Raw genomic sequence first — 24,339 nt, 5'->3', positions numbered from 1 at the left:
CACCGGGTGGCGGCGTGCTTGGCGGCTTGTGCGCCACCCGGTGGCCGGTCAGTGAGAGAGGCGCGAGCCCCGGCGGCCACGACCCTTGGCCGCGTACATGGCCGCATCGGCGGCGGCGAGCGCATCGGTGAGCAGCGGCACCGGCAGCTCAGAGAGACGGCAGACACCGACCGACGCGGCCAGCGGCAGCGACCTTCCGGCGTAGTCCAGCGGCCGGTGGAGTGCGGCGATGAGCGCGTCGAGGTCGGCGGCGGTTAGGTCCTGGACGACGGCGACGAACTCGTCCCCGCCCAGGCGTCCGGCGGTGCCGTGGCGGCCGCACCAGGCCCGGAGCCGGTCGGCGGTGGCGATGAGGGCGGCGTCCCCGGCGGCGTGGCCGTGGGTGTCGTTGAGCGTCTTGAAGTGGTCGAGGTCGACCAGGAGCAGAGCGGCTGCCGGGTGCCGGCGGACGCAGTGTTCGGCGCGGGCGGTCCATCCGGCGCGGGTGTGCAGCCCGGTCAGCGGGTCGCGGCGGGCAGAGGCGAGCCGGTGGGCGAGGACGCTCCCATGCACGGCCCAGCCCAGTAACGGCACCAGGGCGGCAGTTATCTGGAGATCCATGACGTTCCCTTCGGTGGCGGCTGGCGATTCGGACCCGGAGGCGGCGGCGTGCTGGCGGCTTGTGCGTCGCCCCTCAGGACCGGTCAGCGGCGCTTGGCGCCGGAGGCGGCGAGTGAGCGCAGGACGACGGCGCAGACGGCGACCGAGGCGGCGGTGATGGCGACCGCGAGGAGCATGGAGACCAGGACGGCGCCGACGACCAGGACCACGGCGGTGCCGCCGCCGACGAGGGCGAGGGCCGTGCCGGGGGTGAGCTGCACTGTCGGCCGGGACGGCGTGGGGGCCGGGGCCACCGGGGCGGGCTGCGAGACCTGAGCAGCCGGGACGATGGTGGTCGGCTCGACCACGGCAGAGCTGACCTGACCGGTCGGTGTGGGCATGGTCGGGATCTTCGGGCGGAACATCAGCGGTTCTCCCTTCCGGGGCGGCTACTTGACGAAGGTGTCGATGGCGGGGGCGATGACGCTGTCGGCGAGGAGGAAGCCACCGAGCAGCAGGACGGCGATGAGCCAGGCGGGCGGGCGGATGAGCTTGACGCCGAGGTAGCCGACGACGAGCAGCGCGAGCCAGAGCGGTACTTCCATGGCGGAGGGCCTCCCTCAGCGGACCTTGCAGCGGTGGGTGCGGGCGGCGAGCTGGGCGGCGGACTGGCTGGAGTAGTCGGAGGACCAGCCGCACCGGTCGGCGGTGCACACGGCGGCGTACTTGGTCTGGCCGTGGCGGTCGCGGTGGGTGCCGATCTGCACAGGGCCGATCCGCATCACGGAGTGGAAGTGGTCACGAGCGGGCATGTCAGTCGGTCTCCTTGCGGGTCAGGGCCGGGTCGGGGAAGGCGGCGCGGATACCGGCGGCGGTGGCCGGGTCGGCGGTGCGGCGAGCGGCTTCCTCGGCGAGCAGGTACGCGAGGAAGGGACGGTTCGCAGCGGCCATCTCGCGGGCGGCGTCGAGGTGATCGGCGGCGTTCAGGTCAGCCGGGTCACTGGTCATGGCGTGTCTCCCGTCGAGATCAGGCGAGTTGGGCGGCGATGGCGTCGGCGAGCTGGGGCGGGACGCCGAGGCGGGCGCGCAAGGTGTCGGTGTCGATCGGCGTACCGGTACGGGCCTGGTGGTCGTCTGCGACCTTGCGGGCGTGGTCGACCAGCGCGGCCGGGACCGGCACAACCGGAGCAGCGGCGACCGGAGCAGGCTCAGCCGGGGCGGGCTCGGCGGCGGGAAGCGCCGGGGTGTCGTCGACCGCCGGAAGCGACTCGGGTTCGGGCTCGGTAACCGGTTCAGGGTCCGGTTCGATGGCCGGGGCCGGGGGTGCCGGCGGTTCTGGCTCCCGGTCGGTGGCGGAGTGGGCGAGGAGGGTGCCGCCCATGAAGGCCAGCGCGGGCCAGGCGGCGACGAGGATGCGCAGCCAGGCCGGGACGTCGGTCAGGTCGAGGAGTCCGGCGGTGGCGACGTTGGCGCCGAGCGAGGCGACCAGGGCGATCACGAACCAGCACCAGGCGAGCCGGGACGGCCCGTCGGAGCGGAGTCGGCGCCAGGAGGCGACAAGGAGCAGGTCCACCGAGATCGGGTAGGCCCAGGCTTTCCAGCCGTCCTGTCCGGCTGCGGCGGCGAGGTCGTGGAGGTGGGCGAAGGACAGCGCCCCGGCGATGACGGCCTGGACCAGGACGGCGTCGATGCGGAGAGCGGGGCGGGCCATCACGGCTCCTTCCGGTGATGAGGCATGGCGGGGGTAGGGACCTGGCGCGAAGCGGTCGCGCCGACCGGTGGAGCAGGGGAAGGGTCAGGCGGTGACGGGGGCTGTCTTGGACAGCGGCGCCCGGGCCGAGGGCAGCGCGGCGACCGCGGGCCGGAACGGGGCCAGGGCGGGCACGTCGGGGGTGCGGTCGGCGTACTTGTTGCAGGTGTTCACGGCCTGGCGCAGCGAGGTGTGCGGGGCGCGGATGCGGTGCCAGCCACCGGTGGAGTCACCGGCGATCGCGATGCCGCGTGTTTCGGCGGGGATCTGGATGGCGGCCAGGACGGCGTCCGGGGAGATGTCGCCGAAGGCCATGTTGGCGGAGGTTTCGTCGTTGACGCGGTGGGCGGTGCGGCCGGTGAGCTGGGCGCGGAGCATGGTGATGCCCTTGCCGAGTTCGGAGCCGAAGCGCTGTCCGCAGATCTCCAGGTAGATGCCGGCCGCGCGGCCGAGCTGGGCGAGACGGACCAGGGCGGTGATGATGCGGTCCCGGCGCTTCTCCTCGTCCTTGCTGGCGAACAGGGCGAGTTCGGCGACCTCGTCGACCAGGACCACGACGGGTACAGGGCGGATGTCGTCGGGCAGGTCCCAGATGTCGGCGGCGATCTCCGCATCCGGCACCGCGACACTGATGCGCTGCTCAGCGCGGATCAGTTGGTAGACCTCCTCCATGTGGGACACCAGGGCTTCGAGCAGTTCCAGGGCGGTGTCGGGGTTGTCGGCCAGCGCGGAGAACCGGCGTGCCAGCGGGAACAGCTCAACACCTTGCTTGCAGTCGATGCCGACCAGAGCGACGTCCATCGGGGCCAGGCCGGCGACCAGGTTGCGCTGGTAGACCGACTTGCCGGACTCCGTGACCCCGAGGGTCAGACCATGTGGCACGGCACGGTAGTCGCGGTAGTGCACCGAGCCGTCCTCCCGCAGCGCGACCGGAACCCGCATCGGACGCGTGTCGGTCTTGGCGGGCATCTGGACCTGCTTGAGCACGTCGTAGCCGGTCATCCGCACCTCAACGACGCCGGAGCGGACCTCACGTGAGGTGACGCCGTACATCCCGAAGGAGTGCCTCAGCCGGTCCGTGGCCGCCGACACGTCGAAGGCGTCCTGTCCAGGGCGGAGCTTGAGCCGCAGGACCAGGCCGGTCCGGGTCGGCCGTAACCGCAGGATGCGCGGCACACGGGACTCCGGCACCGGACGGTTGGCCACCCGGGCCAGGGCCAGCCGCCAGCGCGAGGGCGGGACCGTCAGGCCGCAGGCGTCCATGACCGAGGCGTAGCGGACCAGGACCCGCACCGTGGCCAGGGCGACGCCGAAGGTCAGCCAGTACCAGGCGGGGCGCCGCCACCGCAGGAGACCCGCAGCGGCGACGACCACAACCACAGCGACCATGAACCAGGTCATGATCAGGCCGCCTCGGAGGCCGCACCGGTGGCGGCCAGCGAGGTGACGGCGACCGCGCGGAAGGCGATGCCGTGCCGCTTCTGGCCGTTGAACTCGTTCTCCCACGGCCGGGCAATCAGGCCCGTCAGGGCCACCGGGGTGCCCATCGCCAGGTCGCTGGAGATACCGGGCTCCGGGACGGTGATGGACAGGATCTCGACTTCGTCGTTGGCCGCGAACATCACGTCCACGGTCATCAGCTTGACGCCGTCGGCGTCGAGTGCGATCTCACCAGTCCGGCGGTCACGGACCTTGGGCTGCGGGGCCTTGGCCACCATCACGGTCGCGCCGGACGTCTCAACAGGGATCTGACGCATGAGTGCGCTCCTAGCTGTCATTGAACTTGACGTACTTAGTACGTCGACCTGCCACGAGAGTGCACCTGAAGTACTTAGTACGTCAAGTGGTTCTCGACTGTTGTCGGTTGGATGTGCTGCACTTAGTGCGACAAGCACTGAGAGGGGCTATGGCCGAGTTCACCGGACGCGCGAAGTACCTGGAGATCGCTGACGACTTCAAGCGCCGCATCCGCCAGGGAGAGCTGGCTCCAGGCAAGAAGCTGCCGTCCGAGACCGAGCTGATGGCAACGCACGACGTCTCCCGCACGGTCGCCCGACAGGCGATCTCACGCCTTCGCGAGGACGGCTACGCGATCTCCCACCAGGGCAAAGGCAGCTTCGTCACTCTTCCGGACGAGCCGCGCCCGGCGAAGCACAGCCCGGAGTTCGAGGAGATCGCCGGGTACCTGTCGGACGTCCGCCAGGAGGTACGTCGGCTCGCGGAGCGCATGGATCAACTTGAGCAACTGGTGCGGAACCAGGCGCAAGACGACTGACTAGCACCTCGGCTCGATGCCCGAGCGCAGCCACCTCCTCACCAAGCTCTCTGACCTCCCTAATGAGTTCGACCACTTCGGCCGGGGTCAGCGGCATCGCGTGGCTCCTTCGTCGTGGTTCGACCTGACAGCCCCTTGGGTTGTCAGCAACGCTAGGAGCGGGTTGCCGGAGCACCCCGGAAAATCTCTCCGGGGTCCCAAGTAGAGACGGGGGGACGCTCTTGCCATGCGAGGAATGACGACGAACCTGACAATCGGCGAACGCGTTGCCTGGTACCGCCGCAGGCGTGGCATGTCCCAAGAAATCCTGGCCGGACTCGTCGGCCGAACGGTCGACTGGCTGAGCAAGGCCGAGAACAACCGGATCGAGCTGGACCGGCTCTCGGTCATCAAGTCGCTTGCCGATGCACTAGACGTGCCCCTGGGCGACCTGCTTGCTGAACCCACTCTGTTGGAGTGGACGGCTGACAGCGGCACCCGCACGGTGCCGGCGCTTCGCTCGGCCCTGATGAACTACCGCCAGCTGACACCGCTGTTGGGGGTCGCGACCGAGGGTGAGCCGACCTCACTCGACGAACTCCGCAGCAGCATCGCTGAGGTGTGGGACGCCTACCAGGACTCGCGCTACGCGTTCGCGACCCGTCGCCTACCGCTGCTGTTGGCCGATGCGCTCATCGCGACCCAAGCCTACGAGGGCAGGGAGCGTGAGCGAGCGCATGAGCTCATGGCGATGACCTACCAGGGCGCGGCGATGGTGCTCACCAAGCTCGGAGAAGTCGACCTCGCATGGATCGCAGCCGACCGCGGTCTGGCAGCAGCCCAGCAATCCGGCAACGCGATAGTGACCGGCTCCCTGTTTCGCTCCGTGGCGCACTGCCTCTTGTCCAATGGCCGGTTCGATGCCGCCGCGCAGCTCGTTGGCGACGCGGGCGAGTACCTTCGCCCCGGCCTGGAAGACGCGAGCCCTGCGTTCCTGTCGATCTACGGAACCCTGTACCTCGCGGGCTCAATGGCTGCGGCCCGAGCGGAGGACCGCGCAACGACTCAGACCTTCCTCGCTGAGGCCGACCAGGCGGCGAGGCGTCTGGGAACCGATGCCAACCACGTCTGGACAGCCTTCGGTCCCACAAACGTGGCGATCCACCGAGTGGCGACCGCCGCCGAGCTCGGTGACATGCAGATCGCGGTGGACCTAGGCCCGGAGATCGACACCAGCACTCTGCCGACCGAGCGCCGGACCCGGCACAACCTCGAAGTGGCCCGCGCCCTCAGCGCCCATAACCGCATGGACGACGCACTGGCGAAGATCCTCGAAGCGGAGAGCTGGGCGCCCGAGCAGGTACGGAGCCACTACCTCGCCCGCGAGCTGGTGCTCGCCTGGGTCCGGAACCAGCGAGGCCGGCCGAGCCGCAGTCTGGCGGACCTTGCCAATAGGCTGCATGTCGTCTGAGCTGGGTACCCTCGGCTGCATGGCGCCGACTGAACAGGAAGCGAAGATGGCGCATCCGCGCATGGCGGCGGGTGCACTCTTCTTTGATACGGCTGGGCGAGTCCTCATGGTGGAGCCCACCTACAAGGACTACTGGGAGATCCCCGGCGGATACGTCGAGACCGGCGAATCCCCCTTGCACGCGGCCGTGCGCGAGGTGCAGGAGGAGCTGGGCATCACCCCACCCCTTGGGCGCCTGCTCGCGGTCGACTGGGCCCCGAACCAGACCGAGGGCGACAAGGTGCTGTACTTGTTCGACGGTGGCCAGCTCGACCAGGACGACTTGACCCGGATCAGCTTGCAGCCCGAGGAGCTGAAGAGCTTCGCCTTCTTCACTCCCGAGCAGATCTCGGAACACACCATCCCGCGATTGGCCCGGCGCATCATCGCAGCAACAGAGGCCCGAGACGCAGCGGCGCCGGTCTACCTCGAGCACGGGCAGACACCCGGCACCGAGGCAGCGTGACCACGCCCCGCAACATGAGTCGAACGGAAGGCATCCACCACGTCCAGCGGCTCATGAACGCCGATTACGCCGACGAGGCAGAAGCCGACCAGATCATCGCAGCACTGGTGCGCGGACTTGGCTGCCCACACATCAGCGACTACGTCTTCTGGGACCACGATCCTCAGCTGACGGCGGAGAAGGTCGTCGACCGAGCCATGTCCTACGAGCCGTTCGCCCTGTAACCGCCCACTCGAACGCATCGCGGTAAGAGTTTCCCTACTTCATCAAGCCCCGGCTGCGCTCCGCTCCGCCGGGCGCGCTCCCGGCTCCGCTGCGGGCGCCGCTCCTGCCTCCGGCCCGCTCCGCCCGCGCTGCGCCGACGCGCGCCCACAGGTGGATAGGGCCGGACGGCCATGAGTCGAGCACCGCATAGAGCGGCCACGGTCAAGACAATGCCTCCGGCGGGGGATCGGCCGGCACCGGGATGGAGGGGGCGCCGTTGCCGACCGCGGGCCCGTAGTGGCGTGCGCGGGGAGCTCCCATCCCACCCACCGTCGACCCAGGCAGAGCCGAGCAGACGCGGCCCCTGGCGTCCAGGTCGTTCGTACAGTGGCGCGCTCCACCTGGACGCCAGGAACCACGCCCGCTCCACGGTGTGTGGGTCGACGGCGGACGGGATGGGAGCTAGGGCAGTGCGGGCTGAGAAATTGGATTATGCCACCTGTTAACGTCCAGATCTGCCACTATGGCCGCATGGAATACGGTCTCTTCGACTACGCGTCAGCGCCCAGCATATTTCTTAACAGGCCAGGATCAGGCCCGCTGTATATGGCCTGGGACACCAACGTGCTTCTCGACTACATGCAGTTCGGGCACAAACTATGGAATGACGAAGCTCTCGACATAGCGAACCCAAAACATGCAGAACAGGTTGAGTCGATAGACCGGATAATGGACCCCTACTTCTGCTTTTGGGATATCAGAATCCATCTCTTTGAGGAGATTTTGAACGACGCTAAGCGTGAATTATCGATCGAGCGCAGAAGTAACCGGGAGCATGCCCTTGAGCGCTTCGCTCGCGCCCTGATGTACGTCGAATGGTCCGACGAGGACGAGCCAGCCGACCCGAATGACGCCTGTAACGGCATCCAGGATAGCTTATTCGACGCCGCTTCCGTTCCGCAGATACGAACATCGAGGCATCAGCGGCTGATCGATGCTCTACCAAACGGGCACGACCGAATCCTCGTGAACGAAGCAGTTGAACGTGGGATGCACGTCTTCCTGACTCAAGATCGTGGCATCCTCAAAGCGGCACCCCTCGCAAAGGAGAACGGCCTCGTACTCACTGATCCCATCGGATTCCTTCGACTATTCGAAGAAGCCGGGATATCAGCACTTCAGTTCCCGATGCCCGACCTTGCGCGGGTTTCGAAAGTGATACAGGCCCTACCCTAGACACCGGGTGACATCGATCATCACTGAACGGTGGAAAGGAGCAGCAGGACAGCGTCACGTGGTGCAGTGTCCCCGTGGAGCTAAAGCGCGAACGGTAGACCACTCCCGTCCAGACCAGGTGCTCTCCATGCCGCAACGAGCCGAGCGGGGAGCCACGGGGAACAGCCGGCGTCGGCAGAGTATGTACCCCACGTGCGCCGGAGTGCTCTTTCCGCAGTTCAGCCACCGGGTGGAGTCAGGCCCCGACCTCGGTGGCAGATCACACAGGAACTGGTGGCGCCGTCGCATTCGGAACTTGCAGATCAGGAAACAGGGAAGGGCCCCTGGCGTGCTACCAGGGGCCCAGGACACGGGTCAGGTCGTGTCCCTGATACTCACGAAGCAAGCTCCGCCACAGCCAGCGGCATCGCGCTCCGACACACCTAGCATAACGCGCAATCAGACCTCGACTCCGCGGAGCGACCACGTGTCGGTTCGCCAACGCCACCGCGTGCGCGTCAAGCAGCTCTCTGCGCCACGAGTGTGCACCACTGAGATGCGGCGAGCCATAGCGCTCGACGGCCGGCCCAGTCGCACCGATGGCGCAGACCTCTGGCTGACTACATCTGGCCGCGCAGCACTGGCAGCACCTCCGCCACCAAGGTGCATCAGCAGCCCCTTCAGCAACCTGACGCACCGAGCACCATTGTCGGCCCCCTCGTCTACTCTGTGAGCCATGTCTGATCAGACGTTCATGGATCTGTTTGCTGGCGCAGGGGGCCTTTCCCTTGGGCTCACCCGGGCTGGGCTCACCCCTCTGTACGCCCAGGACGTGTGGCCAGATGCCGTAAATACGTACAAAAGTAACCTTACCGGCCATCTCGTCGAGTGCGGCGATGTGGCGGACCTCACTCCAGATCATTTGACTAAGGCGCTGCCAGCGCGCCCCAACTGGATCGTCGGTGGGCCCCCTTGCCAGGGCTACAGCACAATCGGAAAGCGAAACCGGGATGATGAAAGGAATCGCCTATTCGAAAACTTTCACAAAATCGTAAAGTACCTGAAGCCGGATGGCTTCGTCATTGAAAACGTCCTCGGCCTAAAGGACATGAGTTTTCAGTTTGAAGTGTCTCAAACGTTCAAAGAGATCGGGTACAGCGTCCACTTTCAGGTGGCGAGCGCCGCGGACCACGGCGTGCCGCAACTTCGCCGGCGCGTTCTCTTCATCGGCCACCAAGACGCAGAATTCAAGGGCCTAGACCCAAAGTTTTCTGCAGATGAGTACGTCTCTGTTAAGGCGGCCATCGGTGATCTACCGGAACTCGCCCCTGGAGAAACTGCGACCATTTACACCAAAGCAGCCGAGAGTCCCTATCAGGAGCAGATTCGAAACGGAAGTACGGAGCTCCAGGGGCATACCGCCTCTAAGCATCCTCCCCACCTAGTTGAGGCCATCTCCCATATTCCGGATGGTGGAAATCGTACATCTATCCCGGATCACTTGCAGCCCAAGTCCGGCTTCCATAACTCCTACAGCCGCCTGGCTTCATGGCTCCCTGCAGTGGCTGTGACCCAAAATATGGGCAAACCGAGCGGAACGCGATGCATTCACCCATTCCAGAACAGAGGCCTCACAACACGCGAAGGGGCACGTCTGCAGTCATTTCCGGACACTTTCATCTTCACCGGACCGTCAACTAGTCAGCGCCTGCAGGTCGCCAACGCCGTCCCCCCCCTGCTCGCACAAGCCTTGGGCACTGCATTGCTCGATACGACACGCTGGGCGTGATTCCTTGGGCGCGCTCTGGCGGGGAGTGAAGCAGCGGGACATCCGCGTGATTGTAGAGACAACACCGGTCGGTGCTTCTAGCATGACGCCATGACTGATCTTGGGGAGCAGCCGCAGCTTGCTGACTACGTGCCGGCTCTGGAATGGCCGGAAGACTTCACTCGTCGAGAGCGCCCATCAGGCCAAAGCGAGCGTGTGAGCGCGGTAATTCGGCTTCGCCAGCAGTACCACGAGCGGGGCTTCCTGCTGGGAGTGCTCCTGGCCTACATCGGCGTGGCAGAGGAGCTACTGAGACACGACGGCGTTGAGTCATTGCCGAATGTTTTCTCCATTCACCCGCCGCACGAATTTTCCGGTAAGCGGCGTCTCAACACCCTGACACTCGGCCGTAACGACAGTGCAGTATCCCTAAGACCCTATTATAATAAAGTCGAACGTGTCATTCGCCATGATCTCCTCCGGTACGGCTATCCGAACTCGGCCCCACACGCCACCCAATCATGGACGCAGCACAAACGCGAGTTCGAGCTTATTTGCGAGATGACCCCCGGAGAAAGATTGGCCCTCGCAGATATTCTGTGGGAGGAAGTTGTTCGGCTGGAAACCCCCTCAAACCAGCTTGGGGCGGCCCGGCAGGTCCGTCCTTTCGAGATGGTGATTCGCGAGTTCCCCAATACACAGCGTGGCGAACCGGCAGGGAGTGTCCTACAAGGCCTGGCCTTCGCTTATTATCGCGCAGATAGTCCGAACGTCACTTTGCGCGTATACAAGGTAGGTTCTGGCTCTGCTCGCGTTGGAGCTACAGGGGATGTAGACGGCTGGGTCGGCGACACACTGGAACTCAGTGTTGAAGTCAAAGATATGCCAATAGTCGAGGAAAACCTAGACCAATTCGATCAGTTCGTCAAACTACTGCAGCGGTGGCCCAACTGCACAGCAGTTGCCTTGGCTCAGAGTTTCACAGCTGAAGCTCAAAATTGGCTTTCGGAACACCACATCCTTGCTCTTGACCGTGAAAGAATGTCGAGCAATGTAGAGTTCTGGGATATCCCTAAACAGCGACTGGCAGTTCAGGAATTTCTATACTTCATCGCCGTCATCCAACAGAATCCTCGCCTGATAGCCCGCTTCAGGGAATTCTGTCGAGAAGCTGGAATCGAATTGTCCAGGAGTACACAAGAAGAGCATCAATAGGTCAGTGGGCGAAGTCGCCTGCAGCCTAGCGAGGCGCGGAAATAAATGGCACCCGGTTGGAGTCATTTTGTGAGGCGCGTGAACGGATGGCGGCGGCTGATGAGACAAGCTCGTAGCCGCCGCGCTCTCTGATCATGGATGCCCCTCGGTCCTCAGCTACAGGCCGGCCAGCACGAAAGTACTCATCGATCCGGTTCCCCCGCACCGGCCGTGGGGAGCGTTGGCCGTGGACCATATGTGGACAGGTTTCGTTCTACGGCACAGCGAAGAGCCGTCGACCTGCACAAACACAGTGCGCCGTAATGGCCTCCGGAGCCGTGTGCGCAGGTTCGAATCCTGCCGGGGGCACCTTGGATCAGGTGCCTAAAGACCCCGCCATCAGCGCTTTCGCTGGGACGGGGTCTTCGCGTATGTGCGGCCCGGAGCGGACGGAAGTACGGCTGCTGCTTGAGGCGTTGGCGGGTTTCTCCCGAGCTCCACAGGTGAGGTGGCTCAGGCTGGCTGGTCAGTGAGCGGGGTTCGTTTCGTGGGCACTTGCAGCCCCGGGTCTCCCCGGCCTCGACGGGCTCAGCCGTATCCCCGCAAGGCCCTGTGTGCGCCGTACGCCTCGATGAAGGCCTGGATGACGTCCAAGTGGTTGGTGAAGCCGGCTGAGTTCCATCGGGTCTTGGTGCCGTTGCGGTGGTGCAGGTCCAGCCAGGTGGAGACCAGGGACGATGAATCCGTCGTGGAGACGCGGAGTTTCACCTCCGTCAGGTCGTCGAAGAGGACGATCGCCAGTGGCTTGGCCTCGCTCACGTACTCCACCGAGCCGCCCGTCGTGATCACCAGGAGCGGGTCCGGGTCGTCCGACGTTCCGTGGAGGAAGCCGGAGAGTTTGCCGCGCTTCTTTGTGAACACGCGCCAGTCCGGCGGGACCGGTCCCTTGCGCGCCTGCCACACGACCGTTCGCGGGTCCGTCATGGCACCTCCCTCCTGGTCCGCGTGCACCTGCCTGCGGTATCTGCACTTTCGCCCCTTTCGTCCCTCTGTTCTACCGTGGAAGGAAAGACGCTGCTCGTACCCCCTCACCCACCATCGAGGTGACGGTCATGACGGAGACCACTCAGCGCAGCAATGCCGCGACCGGGTCCGGACCAGGCTCCGCGTCGCGGGGCGGTAAAGGCGCCCCAGAGACCCGCGGAAGCACCGCGATCGCGGACACGGTCGTGGCGAAGATCGCGGGCATGGCGGCCCGGGAGATTCCCGAGGTGCACAACCTCGGCGGCGGGATGACCCGGGCCTTCGGTGCCGTGCGTCAGCGCGTGCCCGGCTCGGGCAGCGGTGTGACGCAGGGCGTGAAGGTGGAGGTCGGCGAGCGTCAGGCCGCCGTCGACCTGGACATCGTCGTGGAGTACGGCGCCGCCATCACCGACACGTCCGCGGACGTGCGGACCAACGTCATCAATGCGGTGGAGCGGATGACCGGGCTGGAGGTCGTCGAGGTGAACATCTCCGTCGACGACGTCCATCTGCCCGACGAGCCGGACGAGGAGGATGAGGGAGGGGGAAGGCGGGTCACCTGATCGCCATCGCCCCCGACGACGACCACCCCCGAGGCGGACCCACGCGGACCCGACGCGAACCCGACGCGGACCCGGGGCGGTCGTCGTCCGCGCTCAGCCTTCCTGCACGCTCGGGGCCACCCCCGCCTCCGCCGGGATCCTGGCCCGTTCCCCGTGGGCGCAGTGGACGATCCTGTCGCCGAGGCCGATCTTCTCCGCCTCCGTCAGGAACTCCGACAGCGGTGAGCGCATCACCGTGTAGTCGCCGTAGTGGACCGGCAGGATCAGGCGGGGACGCAGGCGGCGGGCGAGTTCGGCGCCCTGCGTGCCGTCCATCGTGACGACGAAGCCGCCTGGCAGGCGGGTGCCGCCGAGGTGGAGGACCGCCAGGTCGGCGGAGGGGAAGTGGCGGGTGATCTCGTCGAGGCCGTCGTAAACGAGGGTGTCGCCGGAGATGTAGAGCCGCAGGCGGGGCGGGCCGCCGGCGGGGCCGAACTCGAGCATGCTGCCCATCACCGGCGGCAGCATGCGGCGCAGCGCGGCGTGGCCGGCGTGGCGGCCCGGGAGGGCGGTGACGGTGACCTGCACGCCGTCGCGTTGCAGGGTGAGCGACTTCCACGTGCGCAGTCCCGCGGTGCGTTCGAAGCGGTGCAGGACCTTGAGGCGGCGGGCCGCGTGCGGGGTCGTCAGGATCGGCACCGTGCGGTCCAGGTGGCGGCGGGCCCGGCGGTCCCAGTGGTCCCCGTGCAGGTGGGACAGGACGATCCCGTCCAGGCGCGGGAGCTCGTGCACGTCCAGGGCCGGTTCGGTCACGCGGCGGCTGAGCAGGCCGTAGCCCAGGTAGGCGTACTGGCCCTTGTGCAGGAAGTTCGGATCGGTGAGGAGGGTGAGGGGGCCGTAGGAGAGCAGCACCGTCGCGTTGCCGATGAAGTGGACGTCGAGTGCGTCGGCCCCGGCCGACAGGCCGGCGTCGGTTCCGCCGTGGTGGTGGGTTGACCGCGGCATGGCGTTCTCCCGTCTTCCCGGACGCGTCGGCCCGGACCTTTCGTGCCGGCCTCCGCGAACCCGGCCCGTCCCGGCCCGTCCCGGGCGGGGTACCCCTGCCCCGGCCGTTCAGGCCGAGCGCTTGCGTGGGGTCGACTTCTTCGCCGGGGTCTTCTTCGCCGTGCTCTTGGCCGTCGTCTTCTTCGCGCTCTGTGTCGACTTGGCCGTGGACTTCTTGGTGGACGAGGCTGTCGTCTTCTTCGCCGCCGTCTTCTTCGCGGTGGAGGTCGACTTCTTGCCGCCGGTCTGCTTGGGCGCCGCGCGGGACGTCTTGCGGGCCGGGAGCGGCTTGACCTCGGCGTGGTCGCCGGCCTCCTCGCCGCGGGACTCGCGGGCGGCGCGGACGCTGTTCTCCAGGGCCGCCATCAGGTCCAGGACCTTGCCCCCGGTGGCCGGCTCCGGGGCCTGCGGCGGGGCCTCGCCGGCGACCTTCGCGGCGATGACCTCCTCCACGGCCTCGCGGTACTCGTCGTGCAGGTCCTCCAGGTCGACCTCGCCCAGGGTGTCCATGAGCGCGTCGGCGAGGTCCAGTTCCTGGTCACGGACGGTGACGTCGGTCTCGGGGGCGACGCCCTCGGGGGCGCGCACCTCGTCCGGCCAGAGCAGGCCGTGCATGGCGATGGCGTCGCCGACGACCCGCAGCATGCCGAGGCGTTCCCGGCCGCGCAGGGCGTACTTGGCGATCGCCACCCGGTTGCTGCGCTTGAGGGCCTCGCGCAGCAGGGTGTACGGCTTGGCCGCCGGGGCTCCGCCGGCCTGGAGGTAGTACGCGGCGTCCATCTGGAGCGGGTCGATCCGGTCGGCCGGGACGAAGGCGACGATGTCGATCGTCTTGGCCGTCGGCAGCGGGAGGCTGGAGAGGTCCTCGTCGGTGATCGGGATGATCGTGCCGTCCGCGTCCTCGTACCCCTTGCCGATCTCCCCCTGGGTGACCTCGCGGTCCTCCAGTTCGCAGAACTTGCGGTAACGGATGCGGCCGCCGTCCTCGCTGTGGATCTGGCGGAACGAGATCGAGTGGTTCTCGGTGGCGTTCACCAGCTTGATCGGAATGCTGACCAGGCCGAAGGAGATGGCGCCGTTCCAGATGGATCTCACGTGCAGCACCCTTCCGGTCACGCTCGGCAGTGTTTGTCATGGTTTGCGTGGGATTCTTATCGTATGGCGCCTATGACAGTGGTGGAGGGCCGACGGCTCGCGCTGAGCAACCTGGAGAAGGTGCTGTATCCCGCCACCGGTTTCACCAAGGGCGAGGTGCTGCACTACTACGCCACCGTCGCCGAGGTCCTGCTGCCCCACCTGCACGACCGGGCGGTGTCCTTCCTGCGGTATCCGGACGGGCCGGACGGGCAGCGGTTCTTCGCGAAGAACGTGCCGCCGGGTACGCCCGAGTGGGTCACCACCGCCGAGGTGCCCCGGGTCGAGGGGCCCTCACGGATGGTCCTGGTGCAGGACCTGCCGAGCCTGATGTGGGCGGCCAACCTCGTGACCGAGTTCCACACGCACCAGTGGCTCGTCGGCTCGGCGGACGAGGCCGACCGGATCGTCTTCGATCTCGACCCGGGGGCGCCGGCGACCATCGTGCAGTGCTGCGAGGTCGCGCTGTGGCTGCGCGAGCGGCTCGCCCGGGACGGCTTCGAGACGTACGCCAAGACGTCCGGCTCGAAGGGGCTGCACCTGCTCACAGCGGTGCGCGGGGCGTCCTCCGAGCAGGTCTCGGAGTACGCCAAGGCCCTCGCCGTGGAGGCGGAGAAGGCCATGCCGCGCCTGGCCCTGCACCGGATGACGCGCAGTCTGCGGCCCGGGAAGGTGTTCGTCGACTGGAGCCAGAACGCCGCCCGGAAGACGACCGCGACGCCCTACACCCTGCGGGCCCGCCCCGAGCCGACCGTCTCGGCGCCGGTGACCTGGGAGGAGGTCGAGGAGTGCCGGGCTCCCGGGCGGCTGGACCTCCGGGCCGGGGACGTACCGCCCCGGGTGCAGGACTTCGGGGACCTCCTCGCGCCACTGCTGGACCCGGAGCGGGCCGGGTCGTTGCCGCAGCCATAGCCATAGCCATAGCCGTAGCCGTGATCTTGGACGCCGCCGTGGGCGTTGCCGCCGTCGACGGGGTCGGCGCGCCGTGCCGTCACACCCGTGCCCAGGTGTTCCTGTCGCGGGCCATGGCGTGCAGGGCCTCCACGTCGGCCGGTTTGAGGACGCCGCCCTGGCGGGACAGGTCCGGCAGGTCGCCGTCCGTCAGGACCCGCACCCCGCGCGGCACAACCGGGACCGACACGGCGGCCGGGCTCACCAGGGCGAGGACCGGGCGGACCTCCGCGGTCAGGGCGTAGGAGGCGCGGGCGGCGTCGGAGCGGACGCGGCGGAGCAGGGGTTCGGGGTCGCGGCGGCCCAGCGCCACGAGCGGGTCGGAGACGCGGACGCGCTGCTTGCGGGCGTACAGCGTGTGCACGGCGTACAGACCGCCGGGGCCGATCAGCAGGTGGTGGACGCGGTCGCCGCCCGGCAGCGGGACGGAGTGCAGGGCGTGCCAGCCCGCGCCGTCGAGGGCGTCCAGGGCGTCGCCCACCGTCTGCTCGGCGGCCAGGGCGCGGCGGCGGGGATCGGGCCGCAGCCGGTGGGGCGGCCCGGGGTCCCGGTCCAGGGCGACGACGAGGGCCTCACCGGGGCGGTTGGGGGCGAGGTCGTCGTCCGGGTGGAGGGCGAGGCGGGCGAGTTCGGCAGGTGTCGGCACCGGGGGCGGGCCGACCGTCACGGGGCCGGTGAGGAAGGGCCGGAGAACGCGCAGGACCTCGTCCTCGCGGTCCTCGGCGAGCAGGCTGACCCGGGCGGCCTCACGGTCGTACCAGGCGACGTTGCCGCCGTCCGGGAGGCAGACGTACAGCAGCTGCCGGCCGTGCCTAAAGGTCGGTATGACGCGCAGTCCTCGCATGCACCATCACCCCCGACCATGGGAACAGGCGGGGTGCTGCGGGGGCAAGAACCCGGTTACCTTGGGAAGGAGTTGGGCCCGCCCGGCGACGGGGCGCGGGAAGGACGCCGCGCCTGGTCAGCGGTGCGGGCCCCCGGGCGGTGAGGTGGGAGGCGTCGGTGCGTACCCGCGGAAAACCCGATGTTCCGGCTCCGCAGAACGCGTGGAGCGAGGTGGTCCCCCAGCTGTGGATGGGCGGTCACGAGTACACCGGCGGCTCGGGCCACCGGGAGCTCGCCGTCGTACGGGACGAGTTCGACCTGGTGCAGACGCTGCTGCGGCTGCCCGGCCACGGCCCCGATCCCGGCGTACGGCATCAGGTCTGGCCGATCCCCGACGGGCCGCTGGACGGCACCCAGCTGGCCGGGGTGATGCGGCTGGCCGAGGCCGCGTGCGAGGCGCTGGACGACGGCCGCAGGGTCCTGGTCCGCTGCTTCCACGGCTACAACCGCTCGGGGCTGGTGGTGGCGCACGTGCTGATGCGCCGGGGCAGTTCGGCCGAGGCGGCGATCCGGCTGATCCGGGACCGCCGCTCGCCCTGGGCGCTGCACAACGACCTGTTCGTCGACTACCTGCGGGCCGGTCTGGCCACGGCCCGGCTGCTGGAGGACCTCACCGAGCAGCAGGGCGCGGAGTAGGGCGGCGCGCCCGGCCGGGACGGGGGGGGCCTGCGCGCCGCCCCTCGGCGTACGGCGTACCGCGTGCGGTGTGCGCGTGCGGGGGTGCGGGGTGCCCGTGGCGGCGCGGCGTACGGTGTGCTGCCGTGCCCACGGCGTACGGCCGCCCTGGCGCGCAAATGGGACGTCCCCGCGAATAAGGTGTAGGCGGCCGGCGGTCGCGCCCGAGCCGCGTGATCACCCACCAACCGCAGGAGTGCAGTGCCCCCCAGCCTCCGCCCCGGCAGCCGCAGCCGCCTCGGCCCTCTCGCGTGCCGGCCCGCCCGCCCCGTGCGTGCCGCGGCCGTCGCCGTGCTGCTGCTGGCCGGGGCCGTGGGCTGCGGGGACGCCGGTGGTCTCGAGGGCGCGGGGGCGACTCCGACGGCGGCCGGTCCGGTCCGGCTGTGGCCGGGGATGACACCGGCGTCCAGCCCGGCCTTCGAGATCGGCGAGGTCGACACCGAGGTCGTCAAGGGCGTGAAGGTCCCCGGGGACGACCTCCGCAGGGTGGACCCGGTCGACATCGTCCGGGCCGAGATCGCCGCGCACCCCGGTGACTACGACGGCGCCAAGGCCCCCTACCGCGGCACGAGGGCCCGGATGGCGGACTGCGCGGACGGTGCCGGGCACGGCGACTGCCCGGTCCTCGGCCCCTACTACCGGGACCTGACCGGGGACGGGCGCGACGACCTCGTGCTGGGCTTCCGGCTCCTGCCCGGCAAGACCACGGCCGTCCGCGTCTACACCGTGGTCGGGCACCGGATCGAGCGGGTGATGGCCTGGGAGGACGCGCTGAGCGGCGTCGAGCTGGCCGGGCGGTCCCTGGTGATCCGCTCGCCCTCCGAGGTGGCCGGCTACGAGTACCGGCTCCAGTGGACCTGGGACCGGGACCAGGGGGCCATGCTCCTCACGCACGACGAGATGCTGCGCACCGGTGCGCGCAAGCCCCCGCACCGGGCGTCTCCCTCCCCCACCTCCTCCCCCTCGGCCTCCGGGGCGCCCTCCGGTCCGTCCGCCGCGAGCACCGGATGAGAGAACCCGCGCTGCCCCGGAGACCCGCCCTCCCCCGGAGGTCCGCCCTCCCCCGAAGGTCTCTCCTCCCCCGCTGGTCCGGGACGCTCGCCGTCAAGGCCGCCGCCTTCATCACGGTGATGTGCTGCGCGCTGGCCGCACTGCTCGGCGTCCTGGTGCACGTGCAGGTGACGAACCAGACCGTCGGGCAGGCCCGCCACCAGGCGTTGCAGCGGCTGGCGGACGCGACGCGGCGGTACGAGGCCGGGGACGCCCTGCGGCAGGACGCGGGGCTGGATCCGCGCGGACTGCCGCGCGAGCTGCGGGACCTGGCGGTGTCCGGGGACCGGGGCACGATGGTCGACGACCGGGACGGACGGCCGACGATGTGGGCGGCCGGGCCCGCCGACGGGGACCGGGCCCTGGGCGTCGCGGTGGACTACTCGCAGCAGGCCCGCACCATCGCGGGTCTGGACCGGGCGATCCTGTGGTCCTCGGCGCTGGCGATCGGTGCGACGCTGCTGGTCGGCGCGTTCGCGGTGACGCGGGTGACGCGCCGGCTGCACACCACGGCACAGGTGGCCCGGCGGATCAGCGCGGGTGACCTGGACGCCCGCGTGCACGACCCCCGTACGCACCCGCGGGACCGGGACCGGGACCGGGCACGGGCCGAGGGCCCGCCGCGTCCGCAGGACGAGGTGGCCGCGGTCGCCGCCGCGCTGGACTCCATGGCCTCCTCGCTGCAGGGCAAACTGCTCGCCGAGCAGCGGTTCACGGCCGATGTCGCGCACGAGTTGCGCACCCCGCTGACCGGGCTGCACGCGGCGGCCGAACTGCTGCCGCCCGGTCGGCCGACGGAACTGGTCCGCGACCGGGTGGCGGCGCTGCGCACCCTCACCGAGGACCTGCTGGAGATCTCCCGGCTGGACACCGGCCGGGAGCGGCTGGAACTGGACGCCGAGCAGTTGGGGCCGCTGGCCGAACGGGTGGTGCGGGTGGTGGGCAACGGCACGGAGGTCAGCGTCGTACGGGACGTGTGCGTGGAGACGGACCGGCGTCGGCTGGAGCGGGTGCTGGGCAACCTCGTCGCCAACGCGCACCAGCACGGAGCCGGGCCGGTGGTCCTGACGGTGGACGGTCCGGTGGTGACCGTGCGCGATCACGGCGGGGGCTTCCCCGAGTACCTGGTGGCGCACGGCCCGCAGCGCTTCCGCACCGAGGGCGGGACGCGGGGGCACGGCCTGGGGCTGACCATCGCGGCCGGACAGGCCGAGGTGCTCGGCGCGCGTCTGGAGTTCGCCAACGCGCCGGACGGCGGTGCCGTGGCGACCCTGCGGCTGCCGACGGAGTGACGGCGGCGGGGTTCCTGCCGGGCCGGCTTCGGCCGCGGAACGGCAGCGGGTTCTGCTTGCCGGGGGCCGGCTTCGGCCGCGGGGCGGCGGGCGGCGCCTGCCAGGGGCTACTCCTGCCGGAACGGCATCGGCCGGGAAACGGCGGCCGGTTCTGCCTGCCGGGGGCAGGCTCGGCCTCGGGCGGCGGACGGCGCCTGCCAAGTGCTACTCCTGCCGGGACGGCTTCGGCCGGGGAACGGCGGCGGGTTCTGCCTGCCGGGGGCCGGCTTCGGCCGGGGGGCGGCGGGCGGGGCCTGCCAGGGGGTCATTCCTGCCGGGACGGCATCGGCCGGGGAACGGCGGCGGGTTCTGCCTGCTCCTGCTACAGGCAATCTCCGGCCCGGGTGACAACCTGACGCCGCGCCCGCCACGAAGGCCCAGCCGGAGATGACAGCCCGGCGCGATGCCCGCCAGGGGCCCTCTCCTGGCGCAGCGTGAGGGGCGGTCCGCGCGGGACGCCCCTAGGGTGGCGCTCAGTCGGCTCCGCCACCTCCGCCCCCGCATGGAGGTATCCCTCCCCCATGCCCCTGCGCCCCCACCTCTCGCTCACCACGCCCCCCGCTGCCGGCGTCACGCCCGCCGCGTACGGCGGGCGGATCGACCCGGCCACCCCGGGACGGCCCCACGCCACATCCGTCCTGACACCCCATCAGCCAAAGACTCACAAGACGCACTGTTTGGGTAGGTTCCGGACATGAGCAAGGCCGGAATCACCGTGGCGACGGCGGACCCTCCCGCGGTCGCCGCCCGCCGCCCTCCCCGGCGCCGGGGCGTCGAACTCTCCCTCATCGTCCTGGCCGTCCTGCTGTCGGTCTACGGCTACTGCGCCGTGGGCCTCGCCCGGCACGGCGCCCTGCCGCCCGGCGCGGCCGGTTACGGCGCCGGGCTGGGCGTGCTGGCCCTGGTGGCCCATCTGGCCGTACGCCTGCGGGCCCCGTACGCCGATCCCCTGCTGCTGCCGATCGGCGTGCTGCTCAACGGGCTCGGCCTGGTGCTGATCTACCGGCTCGACCTGGAGACCCCGGACGACCGGGCGGCGCCGGCCCAGCTGGTGTGGTCGACGCTGGGCGTGGCGCTGTTCACCCTGGTCGTGCTGATCCTGCGCGACCACCGCGTCCTCCAGCGCTACACGTACGTCTGCGTCGCGGCCGCGCTGGTGCTGCTCACCCTGCCGATCCTGTTCCCGGCGGTGAACGGGGCCCGCATCTGGATCCGGGTCGCCGGGTTCTCCATCCAGCCGGGCGAGTTCGCGAAGGTGCTGCTGGCGGTGTTCTTCGCGGCGTACCTGGCGGCGAACCGCAACGCCCTGGCGTACACGGGCCGCCGCCTGTGGAGGCTGCAGTTCCCCACCGGGCGGGTCCTCGGGCCGATCGTCGCCGTCTGGCTGGTGAGCGTCGGCGTGCTGGTCCTGGAACGGGACCTCGGGACCTCCCTGCTGTTCTTCGGCCTGTTCGTGGTCCTCCTCTACGTCGCCACCGGCCGTACCGGCTGGATCGCCCTGGGGCTGCTGCTGGCGGGGCTGGGCGCGGTCGCGGTGGGCCGGCTGGAGCCGCACGTGCACAGCAGGATCGAGACGTGGCTGCACCCCTTCGCCTCCGTCGAGGCGGGCGAGGGGGCGAACCAGCTCGCCCAGTCCCTGTTCGCCTTCGCGGAGGGCGGGCTGCTCGGCACCGGCCTGGGCCTCGGTCACTCCGTCCTCATCGGGTTCGCGGTCAAGTCGGACTTCATCCTGGCCACGGCCGGCGAGGAGCTGGGCCTGGCCGGCCTGTCCGCGATCTTCCTGCTGTACGGCCTGCTCGTGGAGCGCGGCTTCCGGGCGGGCCTCGCCCTGCGCGAGCCCTTCGGGCGGCTGCTCGCGGTCGGTCTCGCCTCGCTCGTGGCGCTGCAGGTGTTCGTGATCGCGGGCGGCGTGACCGGTCTGATCCCGCTGACCGGCATGGCGATGCCGTTCCTGGCGCAGGGCGGCTCGTCGGTGGTGACCAACTGGGCGATCGTGGCGCTGCTGGTCCGGGTCAGCGACTCGGCCCGGCGCCAGCAGGAAGGGCAGGAGACCCGGTGACCCGGTACATCAGGCACGCCCGCCTCTTCTGCGCGCTGCTGCTGGCGGCCCTGCTGCTGAACGCCGCCCGGGTCCAGTTGGTGCGGGCCCCGGAGTACGACCGCAGTCCGGCCAACCGCCGCCCCGACATCGCCCGTTACGAGCAGCCGCGCGGGGACATCCTGGTCGGCGGCAGGCCCGTCACCGGATCGCGCGACACACGCGAGCACCTCCGTTTCGAACGGACCTACACGGACGGGCCGTTGTACGCGCCGGTCACCGGCTTCGCCTCCCAGTTGTACGGGACGACGCTGCTGGAGGACGCCCAGGACGGCGTCCTGTCCGGCTCGGACCCGATGCTCGCGCCGTTCCCCCTGTGGGACGAGTTCACGCGGGCGCGCCCCACCGGCGGGGACGTCGTCACGACCCTCCATCCGGGAGCGCAGCGGGCGGCGTTCAAGGGACTCACCGGGCTGAAGGGGGCCGTCGCGGCGGTGGAACCCGCCACCGGCCGGATCCTGGCCCTGGTGTCGGCCCCGTCCTACGATCCCCAGCCGCTGTCCGGCAACGGGCCCCGCGCGACCCGGGCCTGGAAGCGGCTGAACGCGGACGAGGACCGTCCGATGCTCAACCGGGCGGTGCGGCAGACGTATCCGCCCGGGTCCACGTTCAAGGTCGTCACCGCGGCCGCCGCGCTGGACGCGGGTGTGGTGCGGGACCTGGACGCGCCGACCGACTCCCCCGACCCGTACACCCTCCCCGGCACACGGACCCGGCTGACGAACGCCGCCAAGGGCTGCCGGGACGCGTCCCTGCGCAAGGCGTTCACGCTGTCCTGCAACACGGTGTTCGCCAAGCTCGGCGTGGAGGTGGGGGTGGCGGACATGACGGCCACGGCGCAGGACTTCGGCTTCAACGACCCTGCGCTGCGCGTCCCGTTCCCGGTGGCCCGCTCCACCTTCGACACCGCGCTGGACCGGGCCCAGCTCGGACTGTCGTCGATCGGCCAGTACAACACCCGCGCCACGCCGCTGCAGATGGCGATGGTCGCGGCGGCGGTCGCCAACGGGGGGCAGGTGCGCGAGCCGTACCTGGTGGAGCGTACGACCCGGCCGGGCGGCGGCACGCTCGCGACCGCCGGTTCGCGGGCGGCCCGTCAGGCGATGTACCCCTCGACCGCGATGCGGCTGCGGGCGCTGATGCGGGAGGTGGTGGACAAGGGCACCGGCCGCCGGGCCGCGATCCGCGGCGCGGAGGTGGGTGGCAAGACCGGCACGGCCCAGCACGGCCGCCGCAACTCCGGCATGCCGTACGCCTGGTTCATCTCCTGGGCGCAGGGCGAGGCGGACGTGGAGCCGCGGGTGGCGGTGGCGGTGGTCGTGGAGGACGCGGAGGCGGAACGCCGGGAGATCAGCGGGGGCGGCGACGCGGCCCCGATCGCCCGGGCGGTGATGGAGGCGGTGCTCACGTCCCCCCGCTGAGCGGTGCGCCCCGCCGGCCCGGGCCGACAAGTCGCGCACGGGGGATTGACGTGCTTGCTGACAGGCAGTCTCATAAGGGTGACGCTGACGTGTGCACAACGAGGTGGCAGCCATGACGACCCTGACGGAAGCCGACGCGCTCGACGGCCTGCGCGACGCTCTCGGCCTGCTGAAGGACCGGGAGCAGGTGGCCCAGCGGCTCCTCGACTCCTCCGCCAAGCACTCCTTCGACCCCGACAAGGAACTGGACTGGGACGCGCCCTTCGAGGAGGGCAAGTGGTTCTGGCCCCCGGAGCTGGTCTCGCTCTACGACACCCCGCTCTGGAAGCGCATGGGCGAGGAGCAGCGCATCCTCCTCTCCCAGCACGAGGCGGCGGCCCTGGCCTCCCTGGGCATCTGGTTCGAGATCATCCTGATGCAGCTGCTGGTCCGGCACATCTACGACAAGGCGGCGACGAGCGCGCACGTCCGCTACGCCCTCACCGAGATCGAGGACGAGTGCCGCCACTCCAAGATGTTCGCCCGCCTGATCTCCCGCGGCGACACGCCCTGGTACCCGGTCAGCCGTGCGCACCAGCAGCTGGGCCGGCTGTTCAAGACCATCTCCACCACCCCCGGCTCCTTCACGGCCACCCTCCTCGGCGAAGAGGTCCTCGACTGGATGCAGCGTCTGACGTTCCCCGACGAGCGCGTCCAGACCCTGGTCCGAGGCGTCACCCGCATCCACGTCGTGGAGGAGGCCCGCCACGTCCGCTACGCCCGCGAGGAGCTCCGCCGCCAGATGGTGACGGCCCCCAAGTGGTCCCAGGAGTTCACCCGCATCACCTCCGGCGAGTTCGCCCGGGTCTTCTCGGTGGCCTTCGTGAACCCCGACGTCTACACGAACGTGGGCCTCGACAAGCGGGAGGCGCTCGCCCAGGTGCGCGCGAGCGGCCACCGCCGCGAGGTCATGCAGACCGGCTCCAGGCGCCTGACGGACTTCCTCGACGACATCGGTGTGCTGCGCGGCGTAGGCCGCCGCCTGTGGAAGTCCTCCGGCCTGCTGGCCTGATCACCACTGCGCCCGCCAAGGCAAGGGCACGCGCCCGCCGTCGTACGCAAGGGGCCGTGTCGGGGGGTGTCCGCCCGCAGCCGGTTGGCGCGTCAACGAACAGCGAGTCGGTCCGACACCCCATCGCGCCGTTTCCGAGGACGGACACCCCCCGGCGCGGCCCCGACCCGCCACCCACGGTCAGGCGCCACGTA

At 69.6% G+C, this 24,339-nt stretch carries 27 protein-coding genes; 15 read left to right on the top strand and 12 right to left on the bottom strand.

Annotated elements, in window-relative coordinates; all coding sequences use genetic code 11:
* Positions 1 to 48: 48 nt before the first annotated feature.
* The 8 genes from ACZ4M5_RS11425 to ACZ4M5_RS11390 form a co-directional block, all read right to left on the bottom strand.
* Positions 49 to 600 carry a GGDEF domain-containing protein gene (locus tag ACZ4M5_RS11425; protein WP_467735371.1) on the bottom strand — a complete coding sequence of 184 codons (552 nt, stop codon included), beginning with the start codon at positions 598 to 600 and terminating at the stop codon, positions 49 to 51.
* An 83-nt stretch (positions 601 to 683) separates the two neighbouring features.
* Positions 684 to 1,004 carry a SpdD-like protein gene (locus ACZ4M5_RS11420; RefSeq protein ID WP_467735369.1) on the bottom strand — a complete coding sequence of 107 codons (321 nt, stop codon included), beginning with the start codon at positions 1,002 to 1,004 and terminating at the stop codon, positions 684 to 686.
* A gap of 24 nt (positions 1,005 to 1,028) precedes the next feature.
* Complete coding sequence (locus tag ACZ4M5_RS11415; protein WP_450153119.1) at positions 1,029 to 1,184, bottom strand: hypothetical protein; 156 nt, start codon at positions 1,182 to 1,184, stop codon at positions 1,029 to 1,031.
* A 15-nt stretch (positions 1,185 to 1,199) separates the two neighbouring features.
* The gene (locus ACZ4M5_RS11410) at positions 1,200 to 1,391 is read right to left on the bottom strand and encodes a mobile element transfer protein (RefSeq protein ID WP_193507144.1); all 192 of its coding nucleotides are present in this window, start codon (positions 1,389 to 1,391) and stop codon (positions 1,200 to 1,202) included.
* A gap of 1 nt (position 1,392) precedes the next feature.
* Positions 1,393 to 1,587 carry a hypothetical protein gene (locus tag ACZ4M5_RS11405; protein ID WP_450153121.1) on the bottom strand — a complete coding sequence of 65 codons (195 nt, stop codon included), beginning with the start codon at positions 1,585 to 1,587 and terminating at the stop codon, positions 1,393 to 1,395.
* Positions 1,588 to 1,606: 19 nt separating this feature from the next.
* The gene (locus ACZ4M5_RS11400; RefSeq protein WP_467735366.1) at positions 1,607 to 2,290 is read right to left on the bottom strand and encodes a DUF2637 domain-containing protein; all 684 of its coding nucleotides are present in this window, start codon (positions 2,288 to 2,290) and stop codon (positions 1,607 to 1,609) included.
* Between the two features lie 84 nt (positions 2,291 to 2,374).
* Positions 2,375 to 3,730, bottom strand: a complete 1,356-nt coding sequence (locus tag ACZ4M5_RS11395; protein ID WP_467735364.1) for an FtsK/SpoIIIE domain-containing protein — start codon at positions 3,728 to 3,730, stop codon at positions 2,375 to 2,377.
* A gap of 2 nt (positions 3,731 to 3,732) precedes the next feature.
* On the bottom strand, positions 3,733 to 4,086 hold the full coding sequence (locus ACZ4M5_RS11390) for an SCO3933 family regulatory protein (protein WP_391198019.1): 354 nt from the start codon (positions 4,084 to 4,086) through the stop codon (positions 3,733 to 3,735).
* Between the two features lie 149 nt (positions 4,087 to 4,235).
* On the opposite strand from ACZ4M5_RS11390, the gene ACZ4M5_RS11385 reads away from it, so the two are divergent.
* The 7 genes from ACZ4M5_RS11385 to ACZ4M5_RS11355 all read left to right on the top strand — a co-directional run bounded on the left by ACZ4M5_RS11385 (position 4,236) and on the right by ACZ4M5_RS11355 (position 10,961).
* Positions 4,236 to 4,604 (top strand): GntR family transcriptional regulator, encoded by a 369-nt coding sequence (locus ACZ4M5_RS11385; protein WP_033313119.1) that lies wholly within the window; start codon positions 4,236 to 4,238, stop codon positions 4,602 to 4,604.
* A gap of 235 nt (positions 4,605 to 4,839) precedes the next feature.
* The gene (locus ACZ4M5_RS11380) at positions 4,840 to 6,054 is read left to right on the top strand and encodes a helix-turn-helix domain-containing protein (RefSeq protein WP_467735361.1); all 1,215 of its coding nucleotides are present in this window, start codon (positions 4,840 to 4,842) and stop codon (positions 6,052 to 6,054) included.
* A 19-nt stretch (positions 6,055 to 6,073) separates the two neighbouring features.
* On the top strand, positions 6,074 to 6,559 hold the full coding sequence (locus tag ACZ4M5_RS11375) for an NUDIX domain-containing protein (RefSeq protein WP_381442734.1): 486 nt from the start codon (positions 6,074 to 6,076) through the stop codon (positions 6,557 to 6,559).
* Between the two features lie 14 nt (positions 6,560 to 6,573).
* Positions 6,574 to 6,783 carry an e9imm peptide gene (locus tag ACZ4M5_RS11370; protein WP_467735359.1) on the top strand — a complete coding sequence of 70 codons (210 nt, stop codon included), beginning with the start codon at positions 6,574 to 6,576 and terminating at the stop codon, positions 6,781 to 6,783.
* Positions 6,784 to 7,294: 511 nt separating this feature from the next.
* Positions 7,295 to 7,999: a hypothetical protein gene (locus ACZ4M5_RS11365; protein WP_467735357.1), complete on the top strand. Its 705-nt coding sequence runs from the start codon at positions 7,295 to 7,297 to the stop codon at positions 7,997 to 7,999.
* A 715-nt stretch (positions 8,000 to 8,714) separates the two neighbouring features.
* Complete coding sequence (locus ACZ4M5_RS11360; protein ID WP_467735355.1) at positions 8,715 to 9,767, top strand: DNA cytosine methyltransferase; 1,053 nt, start codon at positions 8,715 to 8,717, stop codon at positions 9,765 to 9,767.
* Between the two features lie 90 nt (positions 9,768 to 9,857).
* On the top strand, positions 9,858 to 10,961 hold the full coding sequence (locus tag ACZ4M5_RS11355; RefSeq protein ID WP_467735353.1) for a hypothetical protein: 1,104 nt from the start codon (positions 9,858 to 9,860) through the stop codon (positions 10,959 to 10,961).
* Positions 10,962 to 11,528: 567 nt separating this feature from the next.
* Here ACZ4M5_RS11355 and ACZ4M5_RS11350 read toward each other — a convergent pair.
* The gene (locus ACZ4M5_RS11350) at positions 11,529 to 11,924 is read right to left on the bottom strand and encodes a hypothetical protein (protein ID WP_467735351.1); all 396 of its coding nucleotides are present in this window, start codon (positions 11,922 to 11,924) and stop codon (positions 11,529 to 11,531) included.
* Positions 11,925 to 12,052: 128 nt separating this feature from the next.
* On the opposite strand from ACZ4M5_RS11350, the gene ACZ4M5_RS11345 reads away from it, so the two are divergent.
* Complete coding sequence (locus tag ACZ4M5_RS11345) at positions 12,053 to 12,526, top strand: Asp23/Gls24 family envelope stress response protein (protein ID WP_467735349.1); 474 nt, start codon at positions 12,053 to 12,055, stop codon at positions 12,524 to 12,526.
* Positions 12,527 to 12,619: 93 nt separating this feature from the next.
* On the opposite strand, the gene ACZ4M5_RS11340 is transcribed toward ACZ4M5_RS11345, so the two are convergent.
* Both ACZ4M5_RS11340 and ku read right to left on the bottom strand, forming a co-directional pair.
* Complete coding sequence (locus ACZ4M5_RS11340) at positions 12,620 to 13,510, bottom strand: MBL fold metallo-hydrolase (RefSeq protein WP_467735347.1); 891 nt, start codon at positions 13,508 to 13,510, stop codon at positions 12,620 to 12,622.
* A 108-nt stretch (positions 13,511 to 13,618) separates the two neighbouring features.
* Entirely contained in the window at positions 13,619 to 14,644 is a 1,026-nt protein-coding gene (ku, locus tag ACZ4M5_RS11335) for a non-homologous end joining protein Ku (protein WP_467735345.1), read from the bottom strand.
* 63 nt (positions 14,645 to 14,707) lie between these two features.
* Here ku and ligD point away from each other — a divergent pair, with 63 nt between their 5' ends.
* Entirely contained in the window at positions 14,708 to 15,595 is an 888-nt protein-coding gene (ligD, locus tag ACZ4M5_RS11330) for a non-homologous end-joining DNA ligase (RefSeq protein WP_467735343.1), read from the top strand.
* A 79-nt stretch (positions 15,596 to 15,674) separates the two neighbouring features.
* Here the strand turns inward: ligD and ACZ4M5_RS11325 are convergent, their stop codons facing one another.
* On the bottom strand, positions 15,675 to 16,478 hold the full coding sequence (locus tag ACZ4M5_RS11325; RefSeq protein ID WP_467735341.1) for a nuclease-related domain-containing protein: 804 nt from the start codon (positions 16,476 to 16,478) through the stop codon (positions 15,675 to 15,677).
* A gap of 158 nt (positions 16,479 to 16,636) precedes the next feature.
* On the opposite strand from ACZ4M5_RS11325, the gene ACZ4M5_RS11320 reads away from it, so the two are divergent.
* The 6 genes from ACZ4M5_RS11320 (at position 16,637) to ACZ4M5_RS11295 (ending at position 24,145) form a co-directional block, all read left to right on the top strand.
* The gene (locus ACZ4M5_RS11320) at positions 16,637 to 17,155 is read left to right on the top strand and encodes a protein-tyrosine phosphatase family protein (protein WP_467735339.1); all 519 of its coding nucleotides are present in this window, start codon (positions 16,637 to 16,639) and stop codon (positions 17,153 to 17,155) included.
* Between the two features lie 240 nt (positions 17,156 to 17,395).
* Positions 17,396 to 18,205: a hypothetical protein gene (locus ACZ4M5_RS11315; protein ID WP_467735337.1), complete on the top strand. Its 810-nt coding sequence runs from the start codon at positions 17,396 to 17,398 to the stop codon at positions 18,203 to 18,205.
* On the top strand, positions 18,202 to 19,536 hold the full coding sequence (locus ACZ4M5_RS11310; protein WP_467735335.1) for an ATP-binding protein: 1,335 nt from the start codon (positions 18,202 to 18,204) through the stop codon (positions 19,534 to 19,536). The genes ACZ4M5_RS11315 and ACZ4M5_RS11310 overlap by 4 nt, the downstream gene beginning before the upstream one ends.
* A gap of 733 nt (positions 19,537 to 20,269) precedes the next feature.
* On the top strand, positions 20,270 to 21,634 hold the full coding sequence (locus ACZ4M5_RS11305) for an FtsW/RodA/SpoVE family cell cycle protein (RefSeq protein WP_467735333.1): 1,365 nt from the start codon (positions 20,270 to 20,272) through the stop codon (positions 21,632 to 21,634).
* Complete coding sequence (locus ACZ4M5_RS11300; protein ID WP_467735331.1) at positions 21,631 to 23,094, top strand: penicillin-binding transpeptidase domain-containing protein; 1,464 nt, start codon at positions 21,631 to 21,633, stop codon at positions 23,092 to 23,094. Before ACZ4M5_RS11305 ends, ACZ4M5_RS11300 begins: the two co-directional genes overlap by 4 nt.
* Positions 23,095 to 23,206: 112 nt before the next feature.
* Positions 23,207 to 24,145: an AurF N-oxygenase family protein gene (locus tag ACZ4M5_RS11295; RefSeq protein ID WP_467735329.1), complete on the top strand. Its 939-nt coding sequence runs from the start codon at positions 23,207 to 23,209 to the stop codon at positions 24,143 to 24,145.
* The last annotated feature ends 194 nt before the right edge of the window (positions 24,146 to 24,339 follow it).

Source organism: Streptomyces sp. NPDC026246 (assembly GCF_055567995.1).
Note: the sequence above shows the minus strand (reverse complement) of the source record. Positions and strands in the feature narration are given on the sequence as shown.